The following is a 21,955-nucleotide window of genomic DNA, read 5'->3' on the forward strand; positions in this document are numbered from 1 at the left end:
GGTGGGGGTGAGTTGTACTATGAGAGCGGCTATGCAGTTGGCCCCAACGATTTGTATGAATGGCAACGATGGAAGATCAGCTGCACGCGTCCGGGGCAAGGGCCGGAAGATCCCGCGTCCACAAGGACTTTCGGCGACGGGCCGGACTGCCTGTGAAGCGTTTCTTCACCCGTTTCGCCGGTATTTCCGACGTCCCGGCCGAGGACCTGGAGGCGCTCGCCGAGAGCCTCCAACGGGCGATGGACGTGGACCCCGCCTCACAGGTTCCTGCGCTGCAGGCCTTGGTGCGCAAGGAGATCCGCGCCAGGCGAACCACTGACAGCGACTAGCTTTCACAAGGGCACGTAAGGCGTGCTGGCCTCAGGGGAGCCATGCCGTTGGACGGAACGTGGCTACGCCACTCCGTGCGCGGCGCCGTCAGGTGCAGCTGACCGGCGCGAGCTTTCTTCAACGGCCATCTCATACCAGGCCTGGGCACCGAACTCGGGCTCGGGAGTGTCAAGGTTCTGGTAGAGGGCATCCAGCAGTTTTGCGAGTTCCTCTGCCGGCAGGGTGGGAAGGAGTTCCTCGGGGCCGCGCGGATCGTTGATGTAGTGCAGAAGCCTGGAACTGTTCATCGCGCTGGCGTCGAAGGCCGGAGGGGCAGGAACTGTGGCATAAGTAGTCTCCATCTGGAGAAAAAATAGGCTGGCTGCGTAACCCACTTGAAGTGTATTGCACCCGCTGGAGGGCCACAATGGGGAGGATCAGGCGCCCCCCGGGTTCGATTCCTGCGGCTAGAGGGGCTGCTGGCCCGCCAGGGAAGAGGCCGGCAGGGGCACATGGACGGGGAGCGGGCGGCTCGGCCGGACTGTTCTGATGGCGTCCTCCACCAGTGCCAGCGGACGGCGCCAGGCATCTGATCCGGGTTCCATCGTGTCCACAACTCCGATCAGCATCGCAAGCAGCCGGAACATGTCCGTCATGGAGATGTCCGCGCGCAGGCTGCCCTGGCCCTGGCCGCGTACCAGAAGCACACTTATCGACTCCATCAGCGATCCCGTGATGCCGGTCAGGAGTTCACGCCGGCCGGCTACGGCGCCCAAGAGATTGGCGTCGTCACTGGCGGCGGCCATCAGGGCCTCCATGACCCGCAGCAGCCCTGCGGTTGCGTCAATGTCGGCAAGGGCACCGTCCACGACCGGATCCACTGTGAGCCTCAGCTGCCGGTTGAGGGCTGCCAGGACCAGCTCCTCCTTGTCCGAAAAATTCCGGAAGAGGGTTGCCGGGCCTACTCCGGCTGTTGCTGCAATGGTCTGCAGCGGAACTTCCGGCCCGAACTCCCGGAAGCATTGGAGCGCCGCCGTGATGATCTTGTCCACGTTCCGCGCTGCGTCGGCGCGGAGTGGCTTGCGGGCGACTGCGAGGCTCATGCCAAAAGGTTAGCAATCGAGCCTTCACCCTTCACCGTTACTGAAGGGTAGGGGGTTTTATGACGAGGGCGCCCCCTGCCGTTGCCGGCGGCGTCGCCGGCGCCATGGCACACTGGGCTTCATGCTGCTTGCATTTTCTGTCGCCCCGTCCGGTACTCCCATCGAAGGTTCCAGGCCTGCTGACGCTTCCGTCCACGACGCCGTCGCCGCCGCCGTAAAAATCGTCAGGCAGTCGGGCCTGCCTAACAAAACCGACTCGATGTTCACCACCATCGAAGGTGAGTGGGATGAGGTGTTTGATGTCGTGAAGCGCGCCACGGAGGTGGTGGGCCACTACGGCAGCAGGGTTTCCCTGGTCATCAAGGCCGACATCCGGCCCGGTTATTCAGGTGAGCTGACCGCCAAGGTGGACCGCTTGGAAGAAGCGCTCTCCGACGGTTCCTGAACGCGCCCGTCGCCTGCGGCGTCGGCCGCAATTTCTCTGGACCCGCGCGTGGCCGCGTGCCAGACTGTGCGCATGTTTGAGCACAAGCCCCGGCCAGAGTGGATTGCCACGGAGAAGTTCCTGTCCGACGTCGTGGTCCATCCCGATCCGGGCGTGCTAAAGGCCGTGCAATCCGCGGCAGCCGCTGGGATGCCGGCCATCGAGGTGGCGCCCAACGCCGGCAAGCTCCTCAAGCTCCTGGTTCAGCTCTCCGGCGCGCGCCGCGTCCTTGAGATAGGCACCCTGGCCGGTTTCAGCACCATTTGGATGGGGCAGGGACTGCCCGACGACGGCACTTTGGTCACCTGCGAGTTCCTCCCCAAACATGCGGAAGTGGCGTGGGCCAACATTGACGCGGCAGGTTTGGGGCAGAAGGTGGAGATCCGGCTTGGACCAGCACTGGACACCCTCGCCGCGCTGGCAGATGAGGACCGGGAGCCCTTCGACTTCATCTTTATCGATGCGGACAAGGAGAACAACAGCCATTACCTGGACTGGGCCGTCCGCCTGGGGCGTCCGGGGACAATCGTCGTGCTGGACAACACCATCTGGGAAGGTGCCGTCCTGGATCCCGGCATGGATCCCGTCAATGCACAGGGAATTATTGATGCGCTTACGCTGCTGGGTGTCCATCCCAGGCTGGATGCCACCGTCATCCAGACTGTGGGCTCCAAAGGCTGGGACGGATTCGCTCTCGCGCTGATCAGGTAAGCCTGCGGGTCAGTCCCGCTCTCCTGCCGGCTGCCACGCCCCCCGTCACGAGCCGGCGTAGCCGCTGATGGGGCAATGCGAAAGGGCCTGCCGCGGTGTTCCGCAGCAGGCCCTCTTCGCAAGACTCAGTCTTTCCTGAAAGCGTCCTTGATTTTCTCGCCGGCCTGTTTCAGGTCCGCTTTGGCCTGGTCCATCTTGCCTTCGGAACGAAGGCCTTCGTCATTGGTGGCCGCACCGGTAGCCTCTTTGGCCTTGCCGCCCATTTTCTCTGCGGCGTTGTCGATCTTGTCATCCAAACCCATGGTGATTCTCCCTTCGGCTGGTCGCCTGCGGACCGTATCCGCCGGCCATGTTCAATGCTAACCAGCGGAAGGCAGCTTCGACAGGTTCGAAAGGGATTGTCAGACCAGGTCCGGAGCACTCGCCACAATGTAGTCGGCGGCGGCGGGGCCCGTCATGGACAAGTTGTTGCTGTCCGGGTTGATCCCGTGGGACTGAAGCGCCTCCCACAGGGCCTCCGGAGCGTGGAGCGGTGCTTTGTGGAGGAGGCACCAGCTGGTGTACAGCCCGTAGAGCTCATCGCGGCGGAGGCCCAGGCCGGGCTCCCTGTCTGCGACAACTGCTTCGGCAAGAAAATCTTCAAAATGTGTAGCAGGCATATTCGCTCATTCGGGGTCGACCGTGTTGCCGCCGTTTCTGCTTCAGCGGCGCTGCCGGATCCCAATGGGAACCTGCAGGGTAATCACGAACGTATGGCAGTACGGCTCGTTTTGTCCAGTTTCGCCGGGATTTCACTGGATCGAGGGGGCCGACGGCGACTGGGGGGACTGGCCTCGGTCTCAGAAGAGGCCATCTCACCGCCGGCCCCGCCTATGTCCCGGCCACCTTGTTGTTGGCCGGGAAACCTGAACAGGACCTCCAAGACAATTTTCCCCCATCTTGAAGGTCCTGCCTAGTCCCCGAAACTACGGCTCCGGATACCCGAGGGCCGGCCTGCCGCGTTCCCGGTCCTCAGAACTAGTCCCGATTGGTGCCACGCTCACGCAGCTTGTCCCGAACGCGGTCGCGATGCGGCTCCCTGGGTTCGCCGGCGTCCTGATGACCGCCCTGGCCGTTGTCTCCGTTCCCCCCGGCATCCCCGGCATCCCCGTCCTCGCCGTTCTCCGCGCTGTACTTCTCACGCAGTTCCCGTCCGTGCTGGATGTCCTCTTCCTCCTGCTTTTGCAGTTTTTCACTCTTCTTGGTGTCGCGCGGCGGCAGTTGGATGGTCTCTTCTGCCTCGATACCTGCCTGGAGTTGGCGGCCCCGTTCCATCTCGGCGTCGAACTCGGCGCCGAAGAGCAGGGACATGTTCAGGATCCACAGCCACAGCAGCATGACGATCACGCCGCCCAGGGCGCCGTAGGTCTTGTTGTAGTTTCCGAAGTTGCCTACGTAGAAGCCAAAGCCGAGCGACGCCAGCAGGAAGACAAAAAGTGCGATGCCGGAACCGAGGCTCATCCACTTGAACTTGGGCTGCTTGACGTTGGGGGTGGCGTAGTAGAGGACAGCGATGATCACGATGATCAGCGCTACCATGACCGGCCATTTGGCGATGTTCCAGACAGCGAGGAAAGTGCCGCTGAGCCCGATCAGGCCGCCAACCGCTTCTGCCACCGGACCGCTGAGAACCAACATGCCGGCCAGGATCGCGATGATGACTACCGCCAGGAGGGTCACTATCAACATGGTGCCGCGCAGTTTGACGAACGGCCGTCCCTCGTCAACCTCGTAGACGCGGTTCATGGCCCGGCCGAAAGCGCCCACGTACCCGGAAGCCGACCAGAGGGCCGTGGCAAGACCGAGCACGAGGGTCAACCCTGCCGCCGGAGCGTTGGCCAGTTCGGATACTGTGCCGCTGACAGTGTTGACAGTCTCCGCAGGGGCGAAGCCGCGGACGATTTGGAGCAGGGCATCAGTGGTCTTCTGCGGGTCCCCGAAGAGGCCGATCAGTGAAACGAGTGCGAGGATGGCCGGGAACAGCGACAGCACAGCGTAGTACGTGAGGGCAGCAGCGAGGTCAGGGCACTGGTCCTTGTTGAACTCCCGCAGGGTCTTCTTGGCGATGTACTTCCAGTTCGGCTTGTCCAGGTCCTTGGGGCTGTCCGGCTTCCGTGAGTCATTTGGATCCGGTGCCTGGCGTGCTTTGGCTGTGCTGCTCTCGGATGCGTCATGAGTGGCCATGGGGTGTCCTCTCGATAAGGGTGCGAAAACTGAAAGGCCGGCTCCGCGGGATGGCGGGGCCGGCCTCTCAGGTGGTGCTCGTGCCTCTAGGTGCCGCGTTCAGTGGCGGATCAGGTGTTTTGGACGTTGGTTTTGGCGTCGGTGGCGCGGTCTTTGACGTCGGTGACGGCGCCTTGGCCTTCGGCTTTGACGTTCTGGGCGGCGTCGGTGGCGGTGGCCTTGACGCTGTCCATGGCTTCCTGGGCTGGTTCTTTCAGGTCCTGGACCATGTCCTTGGCGGCGTCGGTGACCTGGGTGGCGAGGGGCTCGGCGGCGGTTTTGAGCTGCTGGGCTGCTTCGCGTTCCTTGGTGCTGGCCGGGATCAGGGACGAGACGAGCATCCCGGCGCCGAAGGCGATCAGACCGGCGGCCAGGGGGTTGCCCTGGGTTTTGGTTTTGACCTGGTCCGGTGCCTGGGAAAGGGCGGTGCCGGCGTCGGAGAGTTTGGCGGCGGCGGTGTCCTTGGCCCCGTGCAGGCTCTCACCGGCGGAGTGCATGGCGCCGCCAGTGTTGCTGGTGCCCGATGAGACCTTGCCCTGGACAGTGGAGACCTTGTCTCCGACTGTGGACGTAGCGGAATCAGCTGCTCCCATCACTTTCTCCTTGACCCCTGCGACGGCGTCCTTGACGCTGCCCTTGACCTTGTCGGTCTGCCGCTGGACGACATTTGCTGGCGTGACTTTGTCGGCGACCGCGTCCACGTTGGTGCCCAGGCGTGCGCGGGTGGCTTCTATGTCTTGGCGGATTGCGTCCGGGTTATCGCTCATCGGTTTACCTCACCTGGTTTTAGGGTTGGGGGAATTTCAGAAAGTGTCTCGCTGGTCTGCGGGATGCCCTTGATCTGCTTGAGTTCCTTGCGGCCGATCGAGGCCAGGACCGCGGCGATGATGCCCCAGATCACGGCAACGATCACGGCGGCCCAGCCCAGCGGCATCAGGGCGCCCAGTGCGAACATCAGGGCCAGGGAAAGGAACAGCAGGACGAAGTGCCCGGCGACGCCGGCTCCGGCGAGCATACCCGCACCCTTGCCGGCCTTGGTCGCGGACTGCTTCACCTCGGCCTTGGCCAGTTCGAGTTCCTGGCGCATCAGCGTCGACAAATCCCGGGTCACATCACCCAACAACTCACCCAACGACGCGTTGTCCGCCTTCATATGCGCCTCACTCGGAGGCGGCTCCGGAATAGAACTACTCATCAGAGCCCGCCTGCCTGCCCGCCGGCGCGGCGGTCGCGGGCAAGGGGATCGTCATCCAGCGGATCAGCGGCAAGCCGGGGGTCACCCAAGGGGTCCTCAGCTGTCCGGGTCCCGGACCAGGGCTCCTCTTCCACCAGCTGGGGGCTGTCCAGCGGGCTGGCGGGACGTGCCGCGTCCGGGTAGCTGGTACCCGGGGCGCCGCCGTCGTAACCGGCAGTGGTGGTGGCCGGACCAGGGAGCTGGACCGGGGGAGGAGGGACCGTCCCACCGGCAGGGGCGTATCCCTCGGTGTACTGGTCGCCATAGGGGCTGGAGTACTGGCCGGAAAGCCCTGCCGCGCCGGAATTGCCGGAAGTGGATGAAGTTGAAGTTCCACTGGTGCCTGCGGTAAGGCCGCGGGTCAGGCGGCCTGCGAGGACGCCGGCGCCTGCGGCAATCAGCAGGAATGTGCCGGGCTTGTTGCGGGCGAACCTCTGGACTTCGCCGAGCAGGTCGCCGGGCTGCTTGTTCTCAAGCCAGGAAGCTACCGACTCGCTGCGCTGGGCAGCCTGCCGGATGAGGTCACTGGCCATACCCTGCTGGTCCGGGGCGTCAGCCATGCTCTGCAGCTGGCTGGAAATGGTGCGGATGCCTTCGGCAGCCTTCTGCTGCTGAGTTCCGGCCTGGCTGCTGAACCCTGACTTCGCCTGGGACAGCAAACCCTGCGCGCTGGACTTCGCCTCGGAAGCAACGTTGGCCACTTCCTCCTTCGCCGTCTGCGCCACATTCTGCGCGGAGCCCTTCGCCGTACGGGCTACATCTGCTGCTTCTTCCTTCGCTGCTTCCTTGCGGGACGACCCGGAGGCGTCGCCGGTGGAGGTCTCGCCATATTGGGGGGTGGCGGCGGACGGGAAAGTGCTTGCGGTTCGCTCGCCCGGAATTCCTGTGGAGGCCGGCGGAGCCGTGTAAGCGGGATCCTCGGGCCATTGGTTCTCTGTCATCTTCGCTCTCTCTTTCCAAGAAGGCCGGTTGTTGATCAAGAACCAGCGATACTGGCCCTAAAATAATAAGCATGATTACTAATAAAAGGTAAGTACGCTTGCTAAGCGAGTTAATAACGGTTCCAAAAAGTCAGCCGGAATGGCCTCCGCCGGCCCGGTCACATCGAAGTGGAAGTGGTGGGTAATTTGGAAATGGCTCCGTGGGTTTGGGTGGTAATTGCCGTAGTTGTGGTGGTGCTGATTGTGCTGCTGCTGCTCGCGACAGGACGGCGCCGGAAGGCGATTCAGCAAAAGCGGGACAATGCGAACCGCGAGAAGGCCGCGGAAATTCGGCGCGAGGCCGAGAACAGGGAACTCGACGCCCGGGAGCGGGAAGCGAAGGCGGCCCGCGCCAGGGCGGACGCAGAGCAGGCCCAGGTAGAAGCCGTGAGGTTGAGCCAGCATGCGGACCAGCAGGCCACCGAGGCCAAGACGCTCCGCAATGACGTGGGCGAAAGGACACGGAAAGCCGACGAGCTTGACCCAGACGTCAAGGGAGACCGGGACGATGCCAACCGTGGCGCCACAAACAGCCCGAATGCGGCCCGCGACGCTGCTGACACTGCCCGCGGAGCTGGAGCCCGTGACGGCGCCCGCGAGGACCGCCGCAACGATGGTGCCAACCCTGGCCAGGGCGGCGGCTCCCACCTGGATCGCGACAATCCGCGCTCAGGCATCTAAGCCTTTAGGCAGGCTGCAAGTCCAGGGCGGGCGGCGCCTAGCTCTTAGATGAAGTGCCGTGCCTCGGTTTCAGGAGGGGGGAAGGAGTAACTCCTTCCCCCTTTCCTATGCCGTCCAGCACGTCAAGAACTGCCTCTACAGATGACGTCGCCGCTTCCCAGCCCAGGATCCGGCGGGCCCGGCCGGTGTCCATGACGGGAACCCCGGCCGCCATCTCGACCCAGCCGGAGTCCGTGGGTGTGAGCCGGAGCCGCCAGGCGAGGTCCACCGCCTTGTGGAGCAGGCCCATGGGGATGGGGAGGATTCTTTGAGCCCGCACAATCCGGCCAAGTTCCTGTGGAGTGAGTACCGGCTCCGCTGCGATGTTGAAAGGCCCGGAAGCCCGCTGGTCGATGACCCGCCAGTAGGCTTCAGCCACGTCGTCCGCGTGGACTGCCTGAAAAACCAGGTTGTCTGGAGCGGGCAGCAATGGAAGCCAGGGCCTTCTTGGCAGGAGCCGGGGAATGAGGGGTCCGAGGAAATACCTGCCGATCTCGCTCCCGGCGTCCCGCTGGAAGATGAGCCCGGGCCGAAGCCTGGCGACGGCGATGCCTGGCTCGGCTGCCGCAAACTCGTCCAGGAGCTTTTCCTGTGCAGCCTTGTGCCGGCTGTAATGTGAGCCCGCCATACCCTGTGCAGGCCAGGACTCATCCCAGCGCCGGTCCTTGGGGGCCTTGCTGTACGCGCCGATTGATGAGGCGCAGACCACCTGTTTAACGCCGGCCTTCCGCGCGGCTTCGAGGACATTCGCTGTTCCAGTGACGTTGGTCCGGTAGAGCTGGTCCAGGTCCCGGTTCGGTTGGATCTGCCATGCCAGATGGACCACGGAATCCACTCCTGCCAAAGCTGATTCCAGCTTTGGGCGGTCGCCTTCAAGCCCCACGTCCAATGTGTGCCACTCCACGCCCGCATAGGGCGCCCGGGACGTGTCCGGCAAGCGTCTGCTGATCCCCGTCAGTTGCAGGCTTTCCGGCTTCCTGGACAGCTGGCCCTGCAGGTTCCGCAGCAGTGCTGTTCCTGCGTTTCCGCTGGCTCCGATAACGGCGATTCGCATGGCAAAAACTCCTTGGCAGGGGGGCGTGCCTTCGTCTTACATGCCGAGCCTAGTGCCGCGCAGGATTGTTTTATAAGCAACCTTATGATTTCCTATGGCTAAGTCTTGCCGCAGGCTTTCGGAACCAGACCGAGGGAACCAACGACAATGCCCGAATCTTTCGCCGCGCTTGCCGTGGACGTTACGCCAGTCCACGAGCCATGCCCGGAACCACCCAAGGGCAACCGCTCCGCCGCCAAGGCGGGCCGGTTGCGTGAGACCTTCGAAAATGACCTGGTCCTGAGCTACCTGGACCTTGCCGAGGCCCTGGCTGCCCGCTTCGAAGCCCGGGGGCGGGAGCGGGCTGACCTGAACCAGGTGGCATACCTCGGCCTGGTCAAGGCCGCGCGCGGCTTCGACCAGACCAAAGGGGAGAGCTTTCCTGCCTACGCTGCTCCAACCATCGCCGGCGAGTTGAAGCGCTACCTGCGTGACCGCACGTGGGTGGTCCGGCCGCCCCGGCACATCCAGGACCTTCGCACCAGGATGTTCCGGGTGGAACCGGAGCTGGTGCAGTCCTTGGGCCGCAATCCGAGCGTGGCCGAGCTGGCCACGGAGCTGGGGGCTGATGCTGCAGAGGTGCAGGAAGCCATCTCGGCGTCAAGCAGCATGCATCCGGACTCGCTGGACGCGGCGAACGTCCACAGCGACGCTCCCTCGATCGGTGATCTGCTGGCTTGCCCTGAGACGCCCCTGGAGCGGCTTGAGGACCTTGCCTGCCTGCGGGAGGCCATGCAGGACCTGGATGCCGCGGACAGGGAGCTGCTCTACCGCCGTTATTTCTGCGAGGAGACCCAGGTTCAGTTGGGGAAGCGGCTGGGGATGTCGCAGATGCAGGTTTCGCGCCGGCTGGCCCGGGTCCTTGTTGAACTCCAGCGCACGCTTTTGAGCAGCAGCCAGGGAGACGGCACCCGTGACGGGCAGGAGCGCCCCACCGGGTCCACCGCTTCTGTCGGCCCTGCCCGCCGTACCTCCAGTGCCGGAGTGTCCAGCAAGATTTCTGCCCGCCGAAGCGGCTCGCGGGCCAGGAGCCGGTAGTCCTGCAAAGCCATCCGTGGACCCCGGGAGCAGCCTCCGAACGGGCCGGGTGCCGCATCAGCAGAGCTATCTTGCCTGTTCAAACCCCTGACGGAGCACCGACCGAAAGGCGAGAAAAGCAGCAGTCCCTGTTTAGGAGCAGCAGCAGTGGGGAACAGGGAGGATATGGGAAGCTCCGTATCCTCCAAGTTCCGCGCTGTCCTGTTCGACCGGGACGGGACCCTGGTGGTCGACGTGCCCTACAACGGCGACCCCGGCCTGGTTACACCAATGCCCGGTGCCAAGGCTGTGCTGGATGCACTCCGTGCCGATGGGATAGCCACTGGGGTCATCAGCAACCAGTCGGGAATCGCCCGCGGTCTAATCACCTCAGCCAACGTTGCGGACGTCAACGCCCGGGTGGAAGAGCTCCTGGGCCCCTTTGACGTGTGGGAGGTATGTCCACACTCCGAGCAGGACGGCTGTGACTGCCGCAAGCCTGCGCCGGGCATGGTGCACAGCGCGTGCCGCAAACTTGGCATCCAGGAATCGGAGGCGGCGCTGATCGGCGACATTGGCGCTGACGTCCGCGCCGCCGAAGCGGCCGGAGCAACGGGTGTCCTGGTACCAACGCCGGTGACCCGGGCCGAGGAAGTGGCAGAGTCCCAGCTGGTGGCCCGGGACCTGGCCGAGGCCGTTTCGCTGCTCTCGGGGCAGCCCTGATGGGCCGCGTCCTGGTGGCACGCCTGGACAGCATGGGCGACGTCCTCCTGGCTGGACCCGCCGTGCGCGCTGTGGCGAACGGACGGTTACCGGACGGCAGCCGGCCAAACCACGTGGTGATGCTCTGCGGCAGGCAGGGCGAGGCGGCGGCGGGTATGTTGCCGGGCGCCGCGGAGGTCTACAGCTGGGACAGCCCCTGGATCATGAATCCTGCGCCCAAAATGACCGGCCCGCACGCTGACAGGCTGATCGAGTACGTCCGGAATTCCAGGATCACCGAAGCGGTCATCCTCACCTCCTTCCACCAGTCGCCCCTGCCGCTCGCCCTGCTCCTCCGGCTGGCCGGTGTTGAACGAATCACCGGAGCCTCCACCGATTACGCCGGCTCGTTGTTGGATGTTCGGCTCAAGCCGGGTGAAGACTTTCCTGAGGACCAGCCCGAGGCGGAACGCGCGCTGGGCATCGCGGAGGCGGGAGGATTCCGGCTCCCGGCCGGCGACGACGGAAAACTCCGCGTCACGTCCGTCCCCGATGTCCGCGACCTGGTGGGCGGGGAACCCTACGTGGTGGTCCACCCCGGGGCCGCCGTTCCCGCCAGGGCCTGGCCGCCGCTGCACCACGCGGCCGCCGTCGAACTTCTCCAGGGCGCGGGCCACCGCGTCATAGTGACCGGCGGCCCCGGCGAGACTTCGCTGACTGCCACCGTGGCCGGGCCATCCGCACTTGACCTTGGCGGGCGCACGGACCTCCACACCCTCGCGGGAGTCATGGCCGGAGCCGACGCCGTGGTGACAGGCAACACCGGCCCAGCACACCTCGCCGCAGCAGTGGGTACACCGGTTGCGTGCCTGTTTTCGCCGGTTGTGCCGGCTATCCGGTGGGCGCCGTACGGGGTATCACTGGAGCTGCTTGGTGACCAGAACGCCGCCTGCCGGATGACCCGGGCCCGTGTCTGTCCCGTTCCCGGCCACCCCTGCCTTGACTCCGTTTCACCCGAGGAAGTGGTGGCGGCCGTAGAACGCCTGATCGGCGGAGTCAGCTCCTTCAGCACCCACGTCAGTACCCGTAGAAAGGCCCGCAACAGATGAGAATCCTGCTCTGGCATGTCCACGGTTCCTGGACGGACGCGTTTGTCCGCGGCCGTCATGAGTACCTCCTTCCCGTCCTGCCGGAAGGTGGTGCCTGGGGCCTCGGCCGTGCCGGCAGGGACTGGCCGGCGTCAGTGCGGGAGGTGGACCTGGCGGCGCTGGACGCCGACGCCGTTGACGCCGTCGTTCTTCAACGCCCCGAGGAAATTGACGAAGTTGCCCGCCTGCTGGGCCGGCGGCCCGGCGTTGACCTGCCCGCCGTCTACCTTGAGCACAACACGCCCAAGGGAGATTTCCCCTTCACACGGCATCCGCTCGCGGACCAGCACAGCATCCCCCTGGTGCACGTCACCCATTTCAACAAGCTGGCCTGGGACAACGGCTCAGCCCGCAGCCTGGTGATCGAACACGGAATCCCGGATCCCGGGGAGCTCTATACGGGGGAGCTGCCGGAATTGGGCGTAGTGGTGAACGAGCCCATCCGCCGCGGACGTGTCACCGGGACGGACCTGCTGCCCGCCTTCGCATCCGTGGCGCCGCTGCAGGTCTTCGGCATGAAGACCGACGGCCTGGCTGCCGCTGCCGGGATCGATGAGTCCAGGCTGACAGCCCGCGGTGACCTCCAGACCCGGGAACTGCACCGGGAACTGGCCCGCTGCCGCGTCTACGTGCACCCGATGCGCTGGACCTCCCTGGGCCTGTCCCTGCTCGAGGCCATGCACTTGGGGATGCCGGTGGTTGCGCTGGCAACCACCGAAGCGCCGCGGGCGGTGCCGCCGGAGGCCGGCGCCGTTTCCGCCGATATCGATGAGCTGCTCCGCTGTGCGCGGCGGCTGGTCAACAATCCGGATGAAGCCCGACGGCGGGGCGTTGCCGCCCGCGAGGCGGCACTGGAACGCTACAGCCTGGGTAGGTTCCAGGACCGCTGGGATGAGCTCCTGGCGGACCTGGGTGGCCGGCTCCGGCACTCCGACAACGAACGCCTGGACAGGAAGATCCTTGTTCCGGCGGGAGAGAGGAAGACCCCATGAAAATCTCCATGATTTCCGAGCACGCCAGTCCGCTGGCGGCATTGGGCGGGGTGGACGCCGGCGGGCAGAATGTACACGTTGCCGCGTTGTCCGAAGCCCTTGCCAAGCGGGGGCACCACGTGACTGTCTACACCCGCAGGGATGCAACGGAGCTCCCGGAGAGGGTCCGCGTGGGGCGCCGCCTGGAGGTGGTCCACGTGGACGCCGGCCCGGCGCGCCATGTTCCCAAGGACGAACTGCTGCCTTACATGGGCGAACTTGCCGACGGCGTTGCCCGGGACTGGGGCCACCGGCCGCCGGACGTGGTCCACGGGCACTTCTGGATGTCCGGCGTCGCAGCCCTGGACGCCGCCCGGCGGCCGGACCAGGGCTACCGCGTGCCCGTCATCCAGACCTTCCACGCACTGGGCACCGTTAAGCGGCGGCACCAGGGCGCAGAGGACACCAGCCCCGCGGAGCGGCGCTGGTTGGAGCCCGGCGTTGGACGCTCAGCGGACCGGATCGTCGCTACCTGCTCCGATGAGGTCTTCGAGCTCAAGGCCATGGGAATCAACACCGGAAAGATCTCCATCGCCCCCTGCGGCGTGGACCTTGGCTTCTTTTCCGCTGAGGGTCCCGTCGCCGCCAGGAAGCGCACCCACCGCATTCTCTCCGTTGGCCGCCTAGTGCCGCGCAAGGGCGTGGACCTGGTGATCCGGGCGCTCCCGTACCTGCGTGAGGCGGGTTTTGAGGACGTCGAACTCCTGATTGTTGGTGGTGGCGGAGACTCCGGCGCCCTCCATGCCGACCCCGAAGTGCGCCGCCTGATGGACCTGGCAGCGGAACTCGGCATCGCAGACCAGGTGAGCCTGCAGGGCCAGGTTTCCCGTGGCGAGATGCCCGGCATCTTCCGCAGCGCCGACGCCGTGGTGTGCGCACCCTGGTACGAACCCTTCGGCATTGTCCCGCTGGAGGCCATGGCCTGCGGTGTTCCTGTGGTCGCTGCTGCAGTGGGCGGCCTGCGGGACACTGTGGTGGACCACGGTACGGGCCTGCACGTGCCGCCGCGGGACCCCGAAGCTATCGCATCGGCGCTCGCCCTGCTGCTTGAGAACCCGGGCCTGCGGGCGGAGCTTGGCAGCGCGGGGAAGAAGCGGGCCCGTACCCGGTATTCGTGGGACCGGGTGGCGGCCGAAACCGAAAAGGCTTATCAACTGGCGGTGGCCGGCGCTGCCGCCGGTATTGTCCCGATGGAAGGAGCGGCGCTGTGACTGCGGAATCGTCCCTGCGTGAGGCTGACCTGCAAGCTTTGGCAACGCCTGCCGCCTTGCCCGCGCTACTGCCGGGTGCCACCTTTGTTGACCACGACAGTGCGGATGCGGTCCGTATCCATTTGGACAACGTGGTACCAGCACTCGAATCGCTGCGGAGCCAGTCCGACCGGCTTGCGGCCTGGGGGGTGGAACTGGCCCAGCGGCTGCTCCGCGGCCAGCGGCTGCTTGCCGCCGGCAACGGCGGTTCAGCAGCGGAGGCCCAGCACCTCACCGCGGAGTTGGTGGGCAGGTTCGACGGCGAGCGGGTTCCGTTTTCCGCCATTTCCCTGCACGCAGAGTCATCAGCGGTGACGGCCATCGCCAACGATTACGGCTACGACGACGTCTTCGCCCGCCAGGTGCGGGCGCATGGGCGGTCCGGTGACGTGCTGATACTGCTGTCCACCAGCGGCAAGAGCCCCAACCTGCTGCGGGCCGCCGAGGTTGCCGCCCGCCTGAACGTGACCACCTGGGCGCTCACGGGAGCCGGCCCCAATCCATTGGCTGACGCGTGCGACCAGGCCGTCATGATTGACGCCCTTAACGCCAACGCCCAGGAGGGCCACCTGATCGCCCTGCACGCGATCTGCCGCGCCTTCGACCTGGAAGTGGCCAGGCACAGCTCAACAGAGGGGCAGGGCCTGCAGAACCTGGCCCTGCAGAAGCGGGGTGGCAGGGCATGAGGATCGTCGTAGTGGGCGACGTGATGCTGGACGTGGACCTGTCCGGCGAGGCCACACGGCTGAGCCCGGATGCACCCGTGCCGGTGGTGGATGTTTCCGGTGTCAAGCGCCGTGCCGGGGGAGCGGGTCTGGTGGCCCGGATGCTTGCCGGTGACAACTGGCCTGTCACGCTGGTGACGGTCCTGGGCGATGACGACGCCGGCCGGCAGCTTGAGGCCCACCTCGCCGGTGTGCGGCTCGTGGCAGGTCCGAGCGGCCACGCCTCGCCGGTGAAGACCCGCGTGCGGGCCGGTTCGCATCCTGTGGTCCGTTTTGACCAGGGCTGCGAGAAGGCGCCCGTCCCCGATGTCAGTCCTGCCATGCTCCGCGAGGTGGAGAAGGCGGGCGTGATCATCGTTGCCGACTACGGCCGGGGACTGGCGGCCAACCCGCAGCTCCGGGAGCTCCTTACCCGGCTAGCCGGGCACGTGCCCATCGTGTGGGACCCGCATCCTGCCGGCCCGGACCCGGTGCCGGGAGTCGCCGTCGTCACGCCCAACCTGTCCGAGGCCCAGAAAGCCCTTGCGTCGCGAGGCCGGAAAGAAAACCGCGCCGCCCCGGATGCGTCGCGGGACATCGGGAAATCTGCTGCCGGGGATCCGGCCGCCGAGGCCGGCGCAGTCCTGCTGGAGGAATGGGGCAGCCGCGCTGTCCTGGTCACCAAGGGTGAACAGGGCGCTGTCCTGTGCCGGCGCGACCTGAGCCCCCAGCCTGTTCCCGCGCCCCGGGTGGAAGCCGGCGATCCCTGTGGTGCCGGTGACCGGCTCGCGGCAAGCCTCGCTGTGCATCTTCTGGCCGGACGCGACCTCGTCGAAGCCGCGGAACTGGCCGTCCATGACGCCGCAGATTTCCTGGCCAACGGCGGGGTGTCCGCCCTTCCCGACAGCGGCGGGGAGCCCACGCAGCCAAAGCCAAGGGTCAATGACCCCCTGCTGCTGGCCCGCGCCGTGCGGGAAAACGGCGGCAAGGTAGTAGCCACCGGCGGTTGCTTCGACCTGCTGCACGCCGGGCATGTCCGGTCCCTGGCCGCCGCCCGTGAGTTGGGGGACTGCCTGATCGTCTGCCTGAACTCGGACGACTCCGTGCGGCGGCTGAAGGGTCCGGAGCGTCCCATCATCGGCCAGCACGACAGAGCGGAACTGCTCCTGGCCATGGAATGCGTGGACGCCGTGATGGTCTTCGACGAAGACACACCGGAGGCAGCCCTCGAACGCCTTCGCCCCGACATCTGGGTCAAAGGCGGCGACTACAAGGGCGCCAGCCTGCCCGAGGCCGGCCTGGTGGAGAGCTGGGGTGGCCGTTGCCTCACCGTGCCCTACCACCCCGCCCGTTCCACCACCGGCCTGGCTGATGCGCTCGCAAAGGTCAGCTGACCGCGCGGGCTGAACCGGGTGGGCTGCGCAGCCCGGTACAGCCCCCGCCAACCTAGGTTTTTGTATTCCCCGTTGAAAGGAACACCATGACTGCAGAATCAAACACACCCGGCCGCGTGCTCGTGACCGGAGGAGCCTCCGGATTGGGAGCCGCCGTCGTGGACGCCGTCCTCAAGGCAGGCGGCACCCCGGTGGTCCTGGACCGCGATATCAGCAACGTGTCAGCCGTAAAGGCCTTTGAAGTGGACGTCTCGGACCGGCAGGCCGTGGAGGCCGCTGTCCGCGAAGCCGCCGAATCCCTTGGTGGACTCGAAGCAGTGGTCACTGCCGCTGGGATCGACCGCTGCGGCAAGCTCGCCGACGTCGAGGCCACTGAATGGGAAAAGGTCATCGGCGTGAACCTGATGGGCACCGTATCCGTGGTGCGCGCGGCCCTGCCCTACCTCAAGTCCTCGCACGGCCGGGTCGTGACCGTAGCTTCCACCCTGGGCAAGCGGGCCGTGGCCGATGCCACCGCTTACTGCGCATCCAAGTTCGGCGTAGTGGGATTCAGCCATGCGCTCGCCGCTGAAACCGGCGGGGAAATCGGCGTGACCACCATGATCCCCGGCGGCATGAAGACGCGTTTCTTCGACGACCGCACCGAGCAGTACAAGCCCCAGGACGATTCACGGCTTAATGACCCGAACAACGTGGCCCAGGCCATCCTCTTCGCCCTGTCCCAGCCAACCGGATGCGAGGTCCGCGAGATGCTGATCTGCCACGAGGAAGAGGGCTCCTGGCCCTAAACCGCACCTACGACCAGGCCGGAATTCGACGGGAGGAATCTCATGCCCACCATTGCCACAGAAACGACTGCACGCCCGGAAGCCGCCGACAGCAACGGCATCACCATCCGGAACCCACGAACCGGTGACGTCCTATGGACCGTGCCGGAGGCCGAACCGGAAGCAGTGTCCCATGCGGTAGGGGTGGCCCGGAACGCTGCGGCGGACTGGGCTTCCACTGCGCCGGCCGAGCGGGGTGCGGCACTGCGTACTGCTGCCAAAGCGCTTGCTGCGGCGGCCCAGGAGCTCGCGGAACTCAACGCCAGCGAAACCGGCCGGCCGGTGGAAGAATCGCTGGCCGGCATCGGCGCAGGGGTTTCAACCCTGGAACAGTACGCGGAGCTGGGTCCCGTCCACCGCGGCCACAGCCTGCGGGGCAACCGGCTTGCCTCCGATTACACCGTGGCCGAGCCCCGCGGCGTTGCCGTCCTGCTGACCCCGTGGAACGATCCCGTCGCGGTGGCATGCGGCCTGATCGGCGCCGCGCTGGCCACCGGCAACACCGTGGTACACAAGCCAAGCGAGCGGTGCCCGCGTCTGGGTGAGGCCCTGGGCGAAGTCCTGGCACCTGCCTTTCCGCCGGGCGTTTTCCAGACAATTTCGGGCGGCGCGGGCGTCGGTGCACTCCTGGCCCAGTCCGAGGTGGACGTCATCGCGCACGTGGGCTCAAGTGCGGCCGGCGCCCGGATCGCCAGGGCCGGAGCACTGACGGGTGCCCACGTCATCCGGGAGAACGGCGGCAATGATCCGCTGCTGGTGGACCGGGACGTTGACCCGCTGTGGGCGGCCGAGCAGGCGGCGATTGGTGCCTTCAGCAACAGCGGCCAGATCTGCGTGGCCGTTGAGCGGATCTACGTCCACGAGGACATCGCCGCAGAGTTCTGCTCAGCCTTGGAAACCGAAGCAGCAGTGCGCAACAGCAACGGGACGGTAGCCCCGCTGGTGGACCTGCGGATGCGCGACGAGGTCCACGCCCAGGTGAGCGATGCCATAAGCCAGGGCGCGCACGCCGTCGAGGGCGGCGCCCTCCCTGACGGACCGGGCTCCTTCTACCCCGCCACGGTGCTGCTTGAATGCAAGGACCGGATGCAGGTCATGACGGAGGAAACCTTTGGGCCGGTTGCTCCCGTGCAGGTGGTGAAATCGTTCGACGACGGCCTTCGCCTGGCATGCAGCGGCAGGTACGGCCTCGCTGCCACCGTCCTCAGCAACAACATCGCCCACGTCCAACAGGCAGTCGCTGCCCTCCCGGTCGGAACGGTGAAGATCAACGAAGTATTCGGCGGCGCCCCCGGCGGTGCTGCCCAGCCGCGCGGCGAAAGCGGCGCGGGCTTCGGCTACGGCCCGGAACTTTTGGACGAGTTCAGCCGGGTCAAGGTGGTGCATATCGCGGCTCCGCCTGCTCCAAGCCACGAACCGGCGGCGGACGCGGAATCCGTGGCTGAACAGCAGGACGAGTCATGAGTCTGTCTCCAGATAACCTGCCCGACGAACCTGCCGGCATGCCTGCAGCTATGCCGGCCCAGCTCCCGGTGGAACCTCAGGACGTGGACCTCTCCAGCCAGCGAGCGCTGTCCGAATGGCTGCCGGGACGGTTGGCCGCAGAGGAGCCGGCGATCCTGGTGATCGGCGACCTGATGCTGGACGGCTGGTGGAGCGGCAGCATTGAACGGCTTTGCCGGGAAGCCCCCGCCCCGGTGGTGGACGTGCAGACCCGGGAGTCCGTTCCCGGCGGAGCCGCCAATACCGCCATGAACCTGGCTGCCCTCGGTGCCCGGGTATCGGTGGCAGGCATCATTGGAACCGACGACGCCGGTGCGGATCTCCGGAGCCAGCTGGTGGCCGCAGGCATTGATGTCACCCACCTGCACAGCCACCCGGACATGGTGACCACCACCAAGATCCGCATCAGCAGCGGGGGGCAGGTGATGCTCCGCATCGACGACTCCGCCAAGGCGGTGCCGGCCGAGGCGCTGGCCGCGCTGGCTGCTTCCGTGCGTGCCGCTGTCGACCAGCAGGACGCCGTACTGGTCTGCGATTACGGCAACGGGGTGCTGGCCGATCCGGTCCGGGCCAGCCTGGTGGACGCGCTTGCCGGCCCGGCTGCCGGCGGGGACCGTCCGCTGCTGGTGGTCGATTCACACGACCCCCGGCCTTGGGCGCCGCTCCGCCCGGACCTGGTAACGCCGAATGCGCAGGAAACCGCGCGCATGCTGGACCTGCGGCTTCCCGACGGCCAGGACAGGGTGGCCGAGGTGAGCAGGCACGCCGATGCCCTCCTGGAAGCCACGGGCGCCGGGGCGGTGGTGGTCACCCTCGACCGTGACGGCACCGTCCTGCTAAGGCCCGACGGCGTGACGCACCGTACGTGGGCCCGCCCCGCGGCGGAAAAGCAGGCCTCGGGCGCCGGCGATACGTTCGTGGCGGCGCTGACGCTGGCCCGCTCCGCCGGGCTGCCGTTGACCGCAAGCCTGGACCTCGCACAGTCGGCCGCGGATGTGGTGGTGCACCAGCCCGGCACGTCCGTCTGCAGTACAGGCCAGCTCAGCCGGTACTTGAAGGCCTTTGCCGACACTGCACTGGGTGCGGACGAACTGCAACGGCAACTGGAGCTGCACCGGGCCCAGGACCAGCGCATCGTGCTGACCAACGGCTGCTTCGACGTGCTGCACAGCGGCCACACCCGCTACCTCAACCAGGCGAAACAGCTGGGGGACGTGCTGGTGGTGGCGTTGAACAGCGATGACTCCGTGCGCAAGCTCAAGGGTGCGGGCCGGCCCATCAACGGGGTGGCGGACCGCGCCGCGGTGGTGGCGGCGCTGAGCTGCGTGGACTATGTGACCGTCTTCGACACCCCCACTGCGGCCCCGCTCATAGCGCAGCTCCGGCCCGAGGTTTACGCCAAGGGCGGGGACTACACCCCGGAAATGCTCGCCGAGACGCCGGCCGTGGAGGAGTACGGCGGCCGGGTGGCCATCCTGGACTACGTAGCAGAACGCTCCACCACTGCTGTGGTGAAGCGGATCCGGGAGGGCGAAGGGGCGGTGCCTGGCAGCTGAAGCGCGCCAGGGCGGGTGCTGCTGAAACCAATTAGGGTTGAAGCATGACTGAAACGCGGCACAAATAATGGCAAAACGCGGAAGGTCAGGGGGACGGAACGGCCTGCGCCCGGTGGCAGGAGTGGTGGAGGTTCCCGCTGGAGCCCGGCTCAGCGGGCCTGTTGAAGGCGTCTATTACATCGACACCGGGGACTGCGAGCTGATCGCGGACCAGGACAACTCCACCGGCTGGCTCCTGAAGATCAACGGTGTGATGAGCTCCCACATCGACCTTGCGGACCCGCTGTTCCTGGACTTCGAGTACATGCGTTGGATGGCGGCGCTGATTGAGTCCCGCTGGCCGCCGTCGGGACTTGCGGGAACCAAGCCGAGGCTCCGCGGATTGCATCTCGGCGGCGGCGCCTGCTCGCTGGCCCGCTACTTCCACGCTGTCTATCCGGACGCCCGGCAGGTGGTGGTGGAGCTGGACGGCAAGCTGGCCGAGTACGTCCGCGGCTGGTTCGACCTGCCCAAGGCGCCGCTGCTTCGCCTGCGGGTGGGGGAGGCCCGCGAGGTCACCGAGACCCTGACTGCTGAGACACGGGACTTCATCATCCGGGACGTTTTCGCCGGTGCCCTGACCCCGCGGCCACTGACTACCGCGGAGTTCAACCAGCACGTCAAGCGCGTCCTCGCCCCGGACGGGCTGTACGTGGTGAACTCGGGGGATGCGCCGGACCTGAAAAACGCCAGGGAGGACGCCGCCACCATCGCGGCCGCCTTCAAGCACACCATGATCATCGCGGACCCGGCCATGTTGAAGGGCCGCCGCTACGGAAACATGGTCATGGCGGGTAGTGACACCCCGTTCCGTGAAGACCCCCAACTGGCCCGCCGGCTCCTGGGCGGAGCGGTTCCGGCCCACCTCTGGGACGACGCCCAGGTGCGGGCCTTTGCGGCAGGATCACCCATGCGTCACGACCTGCCCGCCGATTAGCTCATCCACCCGAACCGCTTCCCAGCAGCTTCTCCCGGTGCTCCGCCATCTGTTCCCGCAGGGCGTGTACTACCGCCGCAACTGCAGGCCGACGCATTGAGTCCGGCCGAAGCACCATCCAGTACGGCAGCAGCTCGGCGATCTCGGACGGCAGCAGGCGGACCAGGTCATCGTGGAGGTCACCCATAAAGCAGGGCAGGAAACCGATGCCCGCTCCGGCGCGGGTGGCCTCCACGTGGACAAACACGTTGGTGGAGGTGAGGCCATCGCGCATTCCCGGTACCAGGCGGCGCGGCGCATCCAGGTCATCCACCTGCAGCATTGAATCAACGAAGTACACCAGCGGGTGATCGTTGAGGTCGGCCACGGTGGCGGGGGTGCCGTGCTCCGCCAGGTAGGCGCGCGAGGCATACATGCCCAGCATGTAGTCTCCCAGCCGCACAGCCTCCGCCCGGTGCACCTGCGGTTCGCCCACCACTACTTCAATGTCCAGGCCTGAGCGCTGCTGCAATGCCCGCCGGGTCATGGTCACTACCTCTACGCTCAGCCCGGGGTGATCACGGCGCAGCCGGGCGACGGCAGGCGCGGCGATGTACGCGCTGAAGCCGTCTGTCGCCGTCATGCGCACGACGCCGGTAATCGGGTCGGGTGCCTTCCCGGCCGCCCCCAGCGTGCCCACCACAGCTTCCACCTGTTCGGCGACCTGCACGGCCCGGGCTCCGAGGTCAGTAAGCTCCCACCCTCCGGTGGCGCGCGCCAGGACGCGCCCGCCGAGCGCCTTTTCCAAGGCTGCTATCCGGCGTGAGACCGTGGTGTGGTTGAGCCCCAAGGCCTGGGCTGCCGTTGTGTATTTGGCGGACCGGGAAACCGCGAGGAGTACCAGCAAGTCGTCGGGGTTGGCTTTCATATCTGCAATTCTGCATGCACCCGGTGCTGGATTAGTCATTGAAG

Annotated in this window: 25 protein-coding genes; 15 read left to right on the forward strand and 10 right to left on the reverse strand. The window is 66.4% G+C overall.

Annotated elements, in window-relative coordinates:
- The first annotated feature begins 59 nt into the window (after positions 1-59).
- Positions 60-329, forward strand: coding sequence for a hypothetical protein (locus M1D32_RS02650; protein WP_458780820.1), 270 nt, complete (start codon positions 60-62; stop codon positions 327-329).
- Between the two features lie 63 nt (positions 330-392).
- Here M1D32_RS02650 and M1D32_RS02655 read toward each other — a convergent pair whose 3' ends face one another.
- Entirely contained in the window at positions 393-671 is a 279-nt protein-coding gene (locus tag M1D32_RS02655; protein WP_458780821.1) for a hypothetical protein, read from the reverse strand.
- 105 nt (positions 672-776) lie between these two features.
- Positions 777-1,412: a TetR/AcrR family transcriptional regulator gene (locus tag M1D32_RS02660; RefSeq protein WP_458780822.1), complete on the reverse strand. Its 636-nt coding sequence runs from the start codon at positions 1,410-1,412 to the stop codon at positions 777-779.
- 121 nt (positions 1,413-1,533) lie between these two features.
- On the opposite strand from M1D32_RS02660, the gene M1D32_RS02665 reads away from it, so the two are divergent.
- Both M1D32_RS02665 and M1D32_RS02670 read left to right on the forward strand, forming a co-directional pair.
- Positions 1,534-1,857, forward strand: coding sequence for a thiamine-binding protein (locus M1D32_RS02665; RefSeq protein ID WP_458780823.1), 324 nt, complete (start codon positions 1,534-1,536; stop codon positions 1,855-1,857).
- A gap of 72 nt (positions 1,858-1,929) precedes the next feature.
- A complete protein-coding gene (locus M1D32_RS02670; RefSeq protein ID WP_458780824.1) occupies positions 1,930-2,607 on the forward strand; it encodes an O-methyltransferase in 678 nt (225 codons plus the stop codon).
- Positions 2,608-2,732: 125 nt separating this feature from the next.
- On the opposite strand, the gene M1D32_RS02675 is transcribed toward M1D32_RS02670, so the two are convergent.
- From M1D32_RS02675 to M1D32_RS02700, 6 genes are all read right to left on the reverse strand, one after another.
- Positions 2,733-2,909: a CsbD family protein gene (locus M1D32_RS02675; protein WP_458780825.1), complete on the reverse strand. Its 177-nt coding sequence runs from the start codon at positions 2,907-2,909 to the stop codon at positions 2,733-2,735.
- Between the two features lie 99 nt (positions 2,910-3,008).
- Positions 3,009-3,266 carry a hypothetical protein gene (locus M1D32_RS02680; RefSeq protein WP_458780826.1) on the reverse strand — a complete coding sequence of 86 codons (258 nt, stop codon included), beginning with the start codon at positions 3,264-3,266 and terminating at the stop codon, positions 3,009-3,011.
- A 358-nt stretch (positions 3,267-3,624) separates the two neighbouring features.
- On the reverse strand, positions 3,625-4,830 hold the full coding sequence (locus tag M1D32_RS02685; RefSeq protein ID WP_458780827.1) for a YihY/virulence factor BrkB family protein: 1,206 nt from the start codon (positions 4,828-4,830) through the stop codon (positions 3,625-3,627).
- A 110-nt stretch (positions 4,831-4,940) separates the two neighbouring features.
- A complete protein-coding gene (locus M1D32_RS02690) occupies positions 4,941-5,636 on the reverse strand; it encodes a DUF3618 domain-containing protein (RefSeq protein ID WP_458780828.1) in 696 nt (231 codons plus the stop codon).
- Complete coding sequence (locus tag M1D32_RS02695) at positions 5,633-6,064, reverse strand: phage holin family protein (RefSeq protein ID WP_458780829.1); 432 nt, start codon at positions 6,062-6,064, stop codon at positions 5,633-5,635. The genes M1D32_RS02690 and M1D32_RS02695 overlap by 4 nt, the downstream gene beginning before the upstream one ends.
- A complete protein-coding gene (locus tag M1D32_RS02700; protein ID WP_458780830.1) occupies positions 6,064-7,044 on the reverse strand; it encodes a hypothetical protein in 981 nt (326 codons plus the stop codon). Before M1D32_RS02700 ends, M1D32_RS02695 begins: the two co-directional genes overlap by 1 nt.
- 192 nt (positions 7,045-7,236) lie before the next feature.
- Between M1D32_RS02700 and M1D32_RS02705 the strand changes: the two genes are divergently transcribed.
- Positions 7,237-7,764 (forward strand): hypothetical protein, encoded by a 528-nt coding sequence (locus M1D32_RS02705; RefSeq protein ID WP_458780831.1) that lies wholly within the window; start codon positions 7,237-7,239, stop codon positions 7,762-7,764.
- A gap of 37 nt (positions 7,765-7,801) precedes the next feature.
- Here the strand turns inward: M1D32_RS02705 and M1D32_RS02710 are convergent, their stop codons facing one another.
- Complete coding sequence (locus M1D32_RS02710; RefSeq protein ID WP_458780832.1) at positions 7,802-8,857, reverse strand: NAD-dependent epimerase/dehydratase family protein; 1,056 nt, start codon at positions 8,855-8,857, stop codon at positions 7,802-7,804.
- 147 nt (positions 8,858-9,004) lie between these two features.
- On the opposite strand from M1D32_RS02710, the gene M1D32_RS02715 reads away from it, so the two are divergent.
- The 11 genes from M1D32_RS02715 to M1D32_RS02765 all read left to right on the forward strand — a co-directional run bounded on the left by M1D32_RS02715 (position 9,005) and on the right by M1D32_RS02765 (position 21,004).
- Positions 9,005-9,934: a sigma-70 family RNA polymerase sigma factor gene (locus tag M1D32_RS02715; RefSeq protein WP_458780833.1), complete on the forward strand. Its 930-nt coding sequence runs from the start codon at positions 9,005-9,007 to the stop codon at positions 9,932-9,934.
- A 165-nt stretch (positions 9,935-10,099) separates the two neighbouring features.
- Positions 10,100-10,636, forward strand: a complete 537-nt coding sequence (locus M1D32_RS02720) for a D-glycero-alpha-D-manno-heptose-1,7-bisphosphate 7-phosphatase (protein WP_458780834.1) — start codon at positions 10,100-10,102, stop codon at positions 10,634-10,636.
- Positions 10,636-11,724, forward strand: coding sequence for a glycosyltransferase family 9 protein (locus tag M1D32_RS02725; protein ID WP_458780835.1), 1,089 nt, complete (start codon positions 10,636-10,638; stop codon positions 11,722-11,724). Before M1D32_RS02720 ends, M1D32_RS02725 begins: the two co-directional genes overlap by 1 nt.
- Positions 11,721-12,755 carry a glycosyltransferase gene (locus tag M1D32_RS02730; protein WP_458780836.1) on the forward strand — a complete coding sequence of 345 codons (1,035 nt, stop codon included), beginning with the start codon at positions 11,721-11,723 and terminating at the stop codon, positions 12,753-12,755. Before M1D32_RS02725 ends, M1D32_RS02730 begins: the two co-directional genes overlap by 4 nt.
- Positions 12,752-14,005: a glycosyltransferase gene (locus tag M1D32_RS02735; RefSeq protein ID WP_458780837.1), complete on the forward strand. Its 1,254-nt coding sequence runs from the start codon at positions 12,752-12,754 to the stop codon at positions 14,003-14,005. Before M1D32_RS02730 ends, M1D32_RS02735 begins: the two co-directional genes overlap by 4 nt.
- Positions 14,002-14,730 carry a D-sedoheptulose-7-phosphate isomerase gene (locus M1D32_RS02740; RefSeq protein WP_458780838.1) on the forward strand — a complete coding sequence of 243 codons (729 nt, stop codon included), beginning with the start codon at positions 14,002-14,004 and terminating at the stop codon, positions 14,728-14,730. The genes M1D32_RS02735 and M1D32_RS02740 overlap by 4 nt, the downstream gene beginning before the upstream one ends.
- Complete coding sequence (locus M1D32_RS02745; protein ID WP_458780839.1) at positions 14,727-16,142, forward strand: PfkB family carbohydrate kinase; 1,416 nt, start codon at positions 14,727-14,729, stop codon at positions 16,140-16,142. Before M1D32_RS02740 ends, M1D32_RS02745 begins: the two co-directional genes overlap by 4 nt.
- A gap of 86 nt (positions 16,143-16,228) precedes the next feature.
- Complete coding sequence (locus tag M1D32_RS02750) at positions 16,229-16,930, forward strand: SDR family oxidoreductase (RefSeq protein ID WP_163164856.1); 702 nt, start codon at positions 16,229-16,231, stop codon at positions 16,928-16,930.
- A gap of 42 nt (positions 16,931-16,972) precedes the next feature.
- Entirely contained in the window at positions 16,973-18,433 is a 1,461-nt protein-coding gene (locus tag M1D32_RS02755; RefSeq protein WP_458780840.1) for an aldehyde dehydrogenase family protein, read from the forward strand.
- A gap of 50 nt (positions 18,434-18,483) precedes the next feature.
- Positions 18,484-20,028, forward strand: coding sequence for a D-glycero-beta-D-manno-heptose 1-phosphate adenylyltransferase (gene rfaE2 / locus M1D32_RS02760; RefSeq protein WP_458782265.1), 1,545 nt, complete (start codon positions 18,484-18,486; stop codon positions 20,026-20,028).
- A gap of 67 nt (positions 20,029-20,095) precedes the next feature.
- On the forward strand, positions 20,096-21,004 hold the full coding sequence (locus tag M1D32_RS02765; protein ID WP_458780841.1) for a spermidine synthase: 909 nt from the start codon (positions 20,096-20,098) through the stop codon (positions 21,002-21,004).
- A gap of 1 nt (position 21,005) precedes the next feature.
- On the opposite strand, the gene M1D32_RS02770 is transcribed toward M1D32_RS02765, so the two are convergent.
- Entirely contained in the window at positions 21,006-21,911 is a 906-nt protein-coding gene (locus tag M1D32_RS02770) for a LysR family transcriptional regulator (RefSeq protein WP_458780842.1), read from the reverse strand.
- Positions 21,912-21,955 lie beyond the last annotated feature (44 nt).

Source organism: Arthrobacter sp. D3-16 (assembly GCF_054408515.1).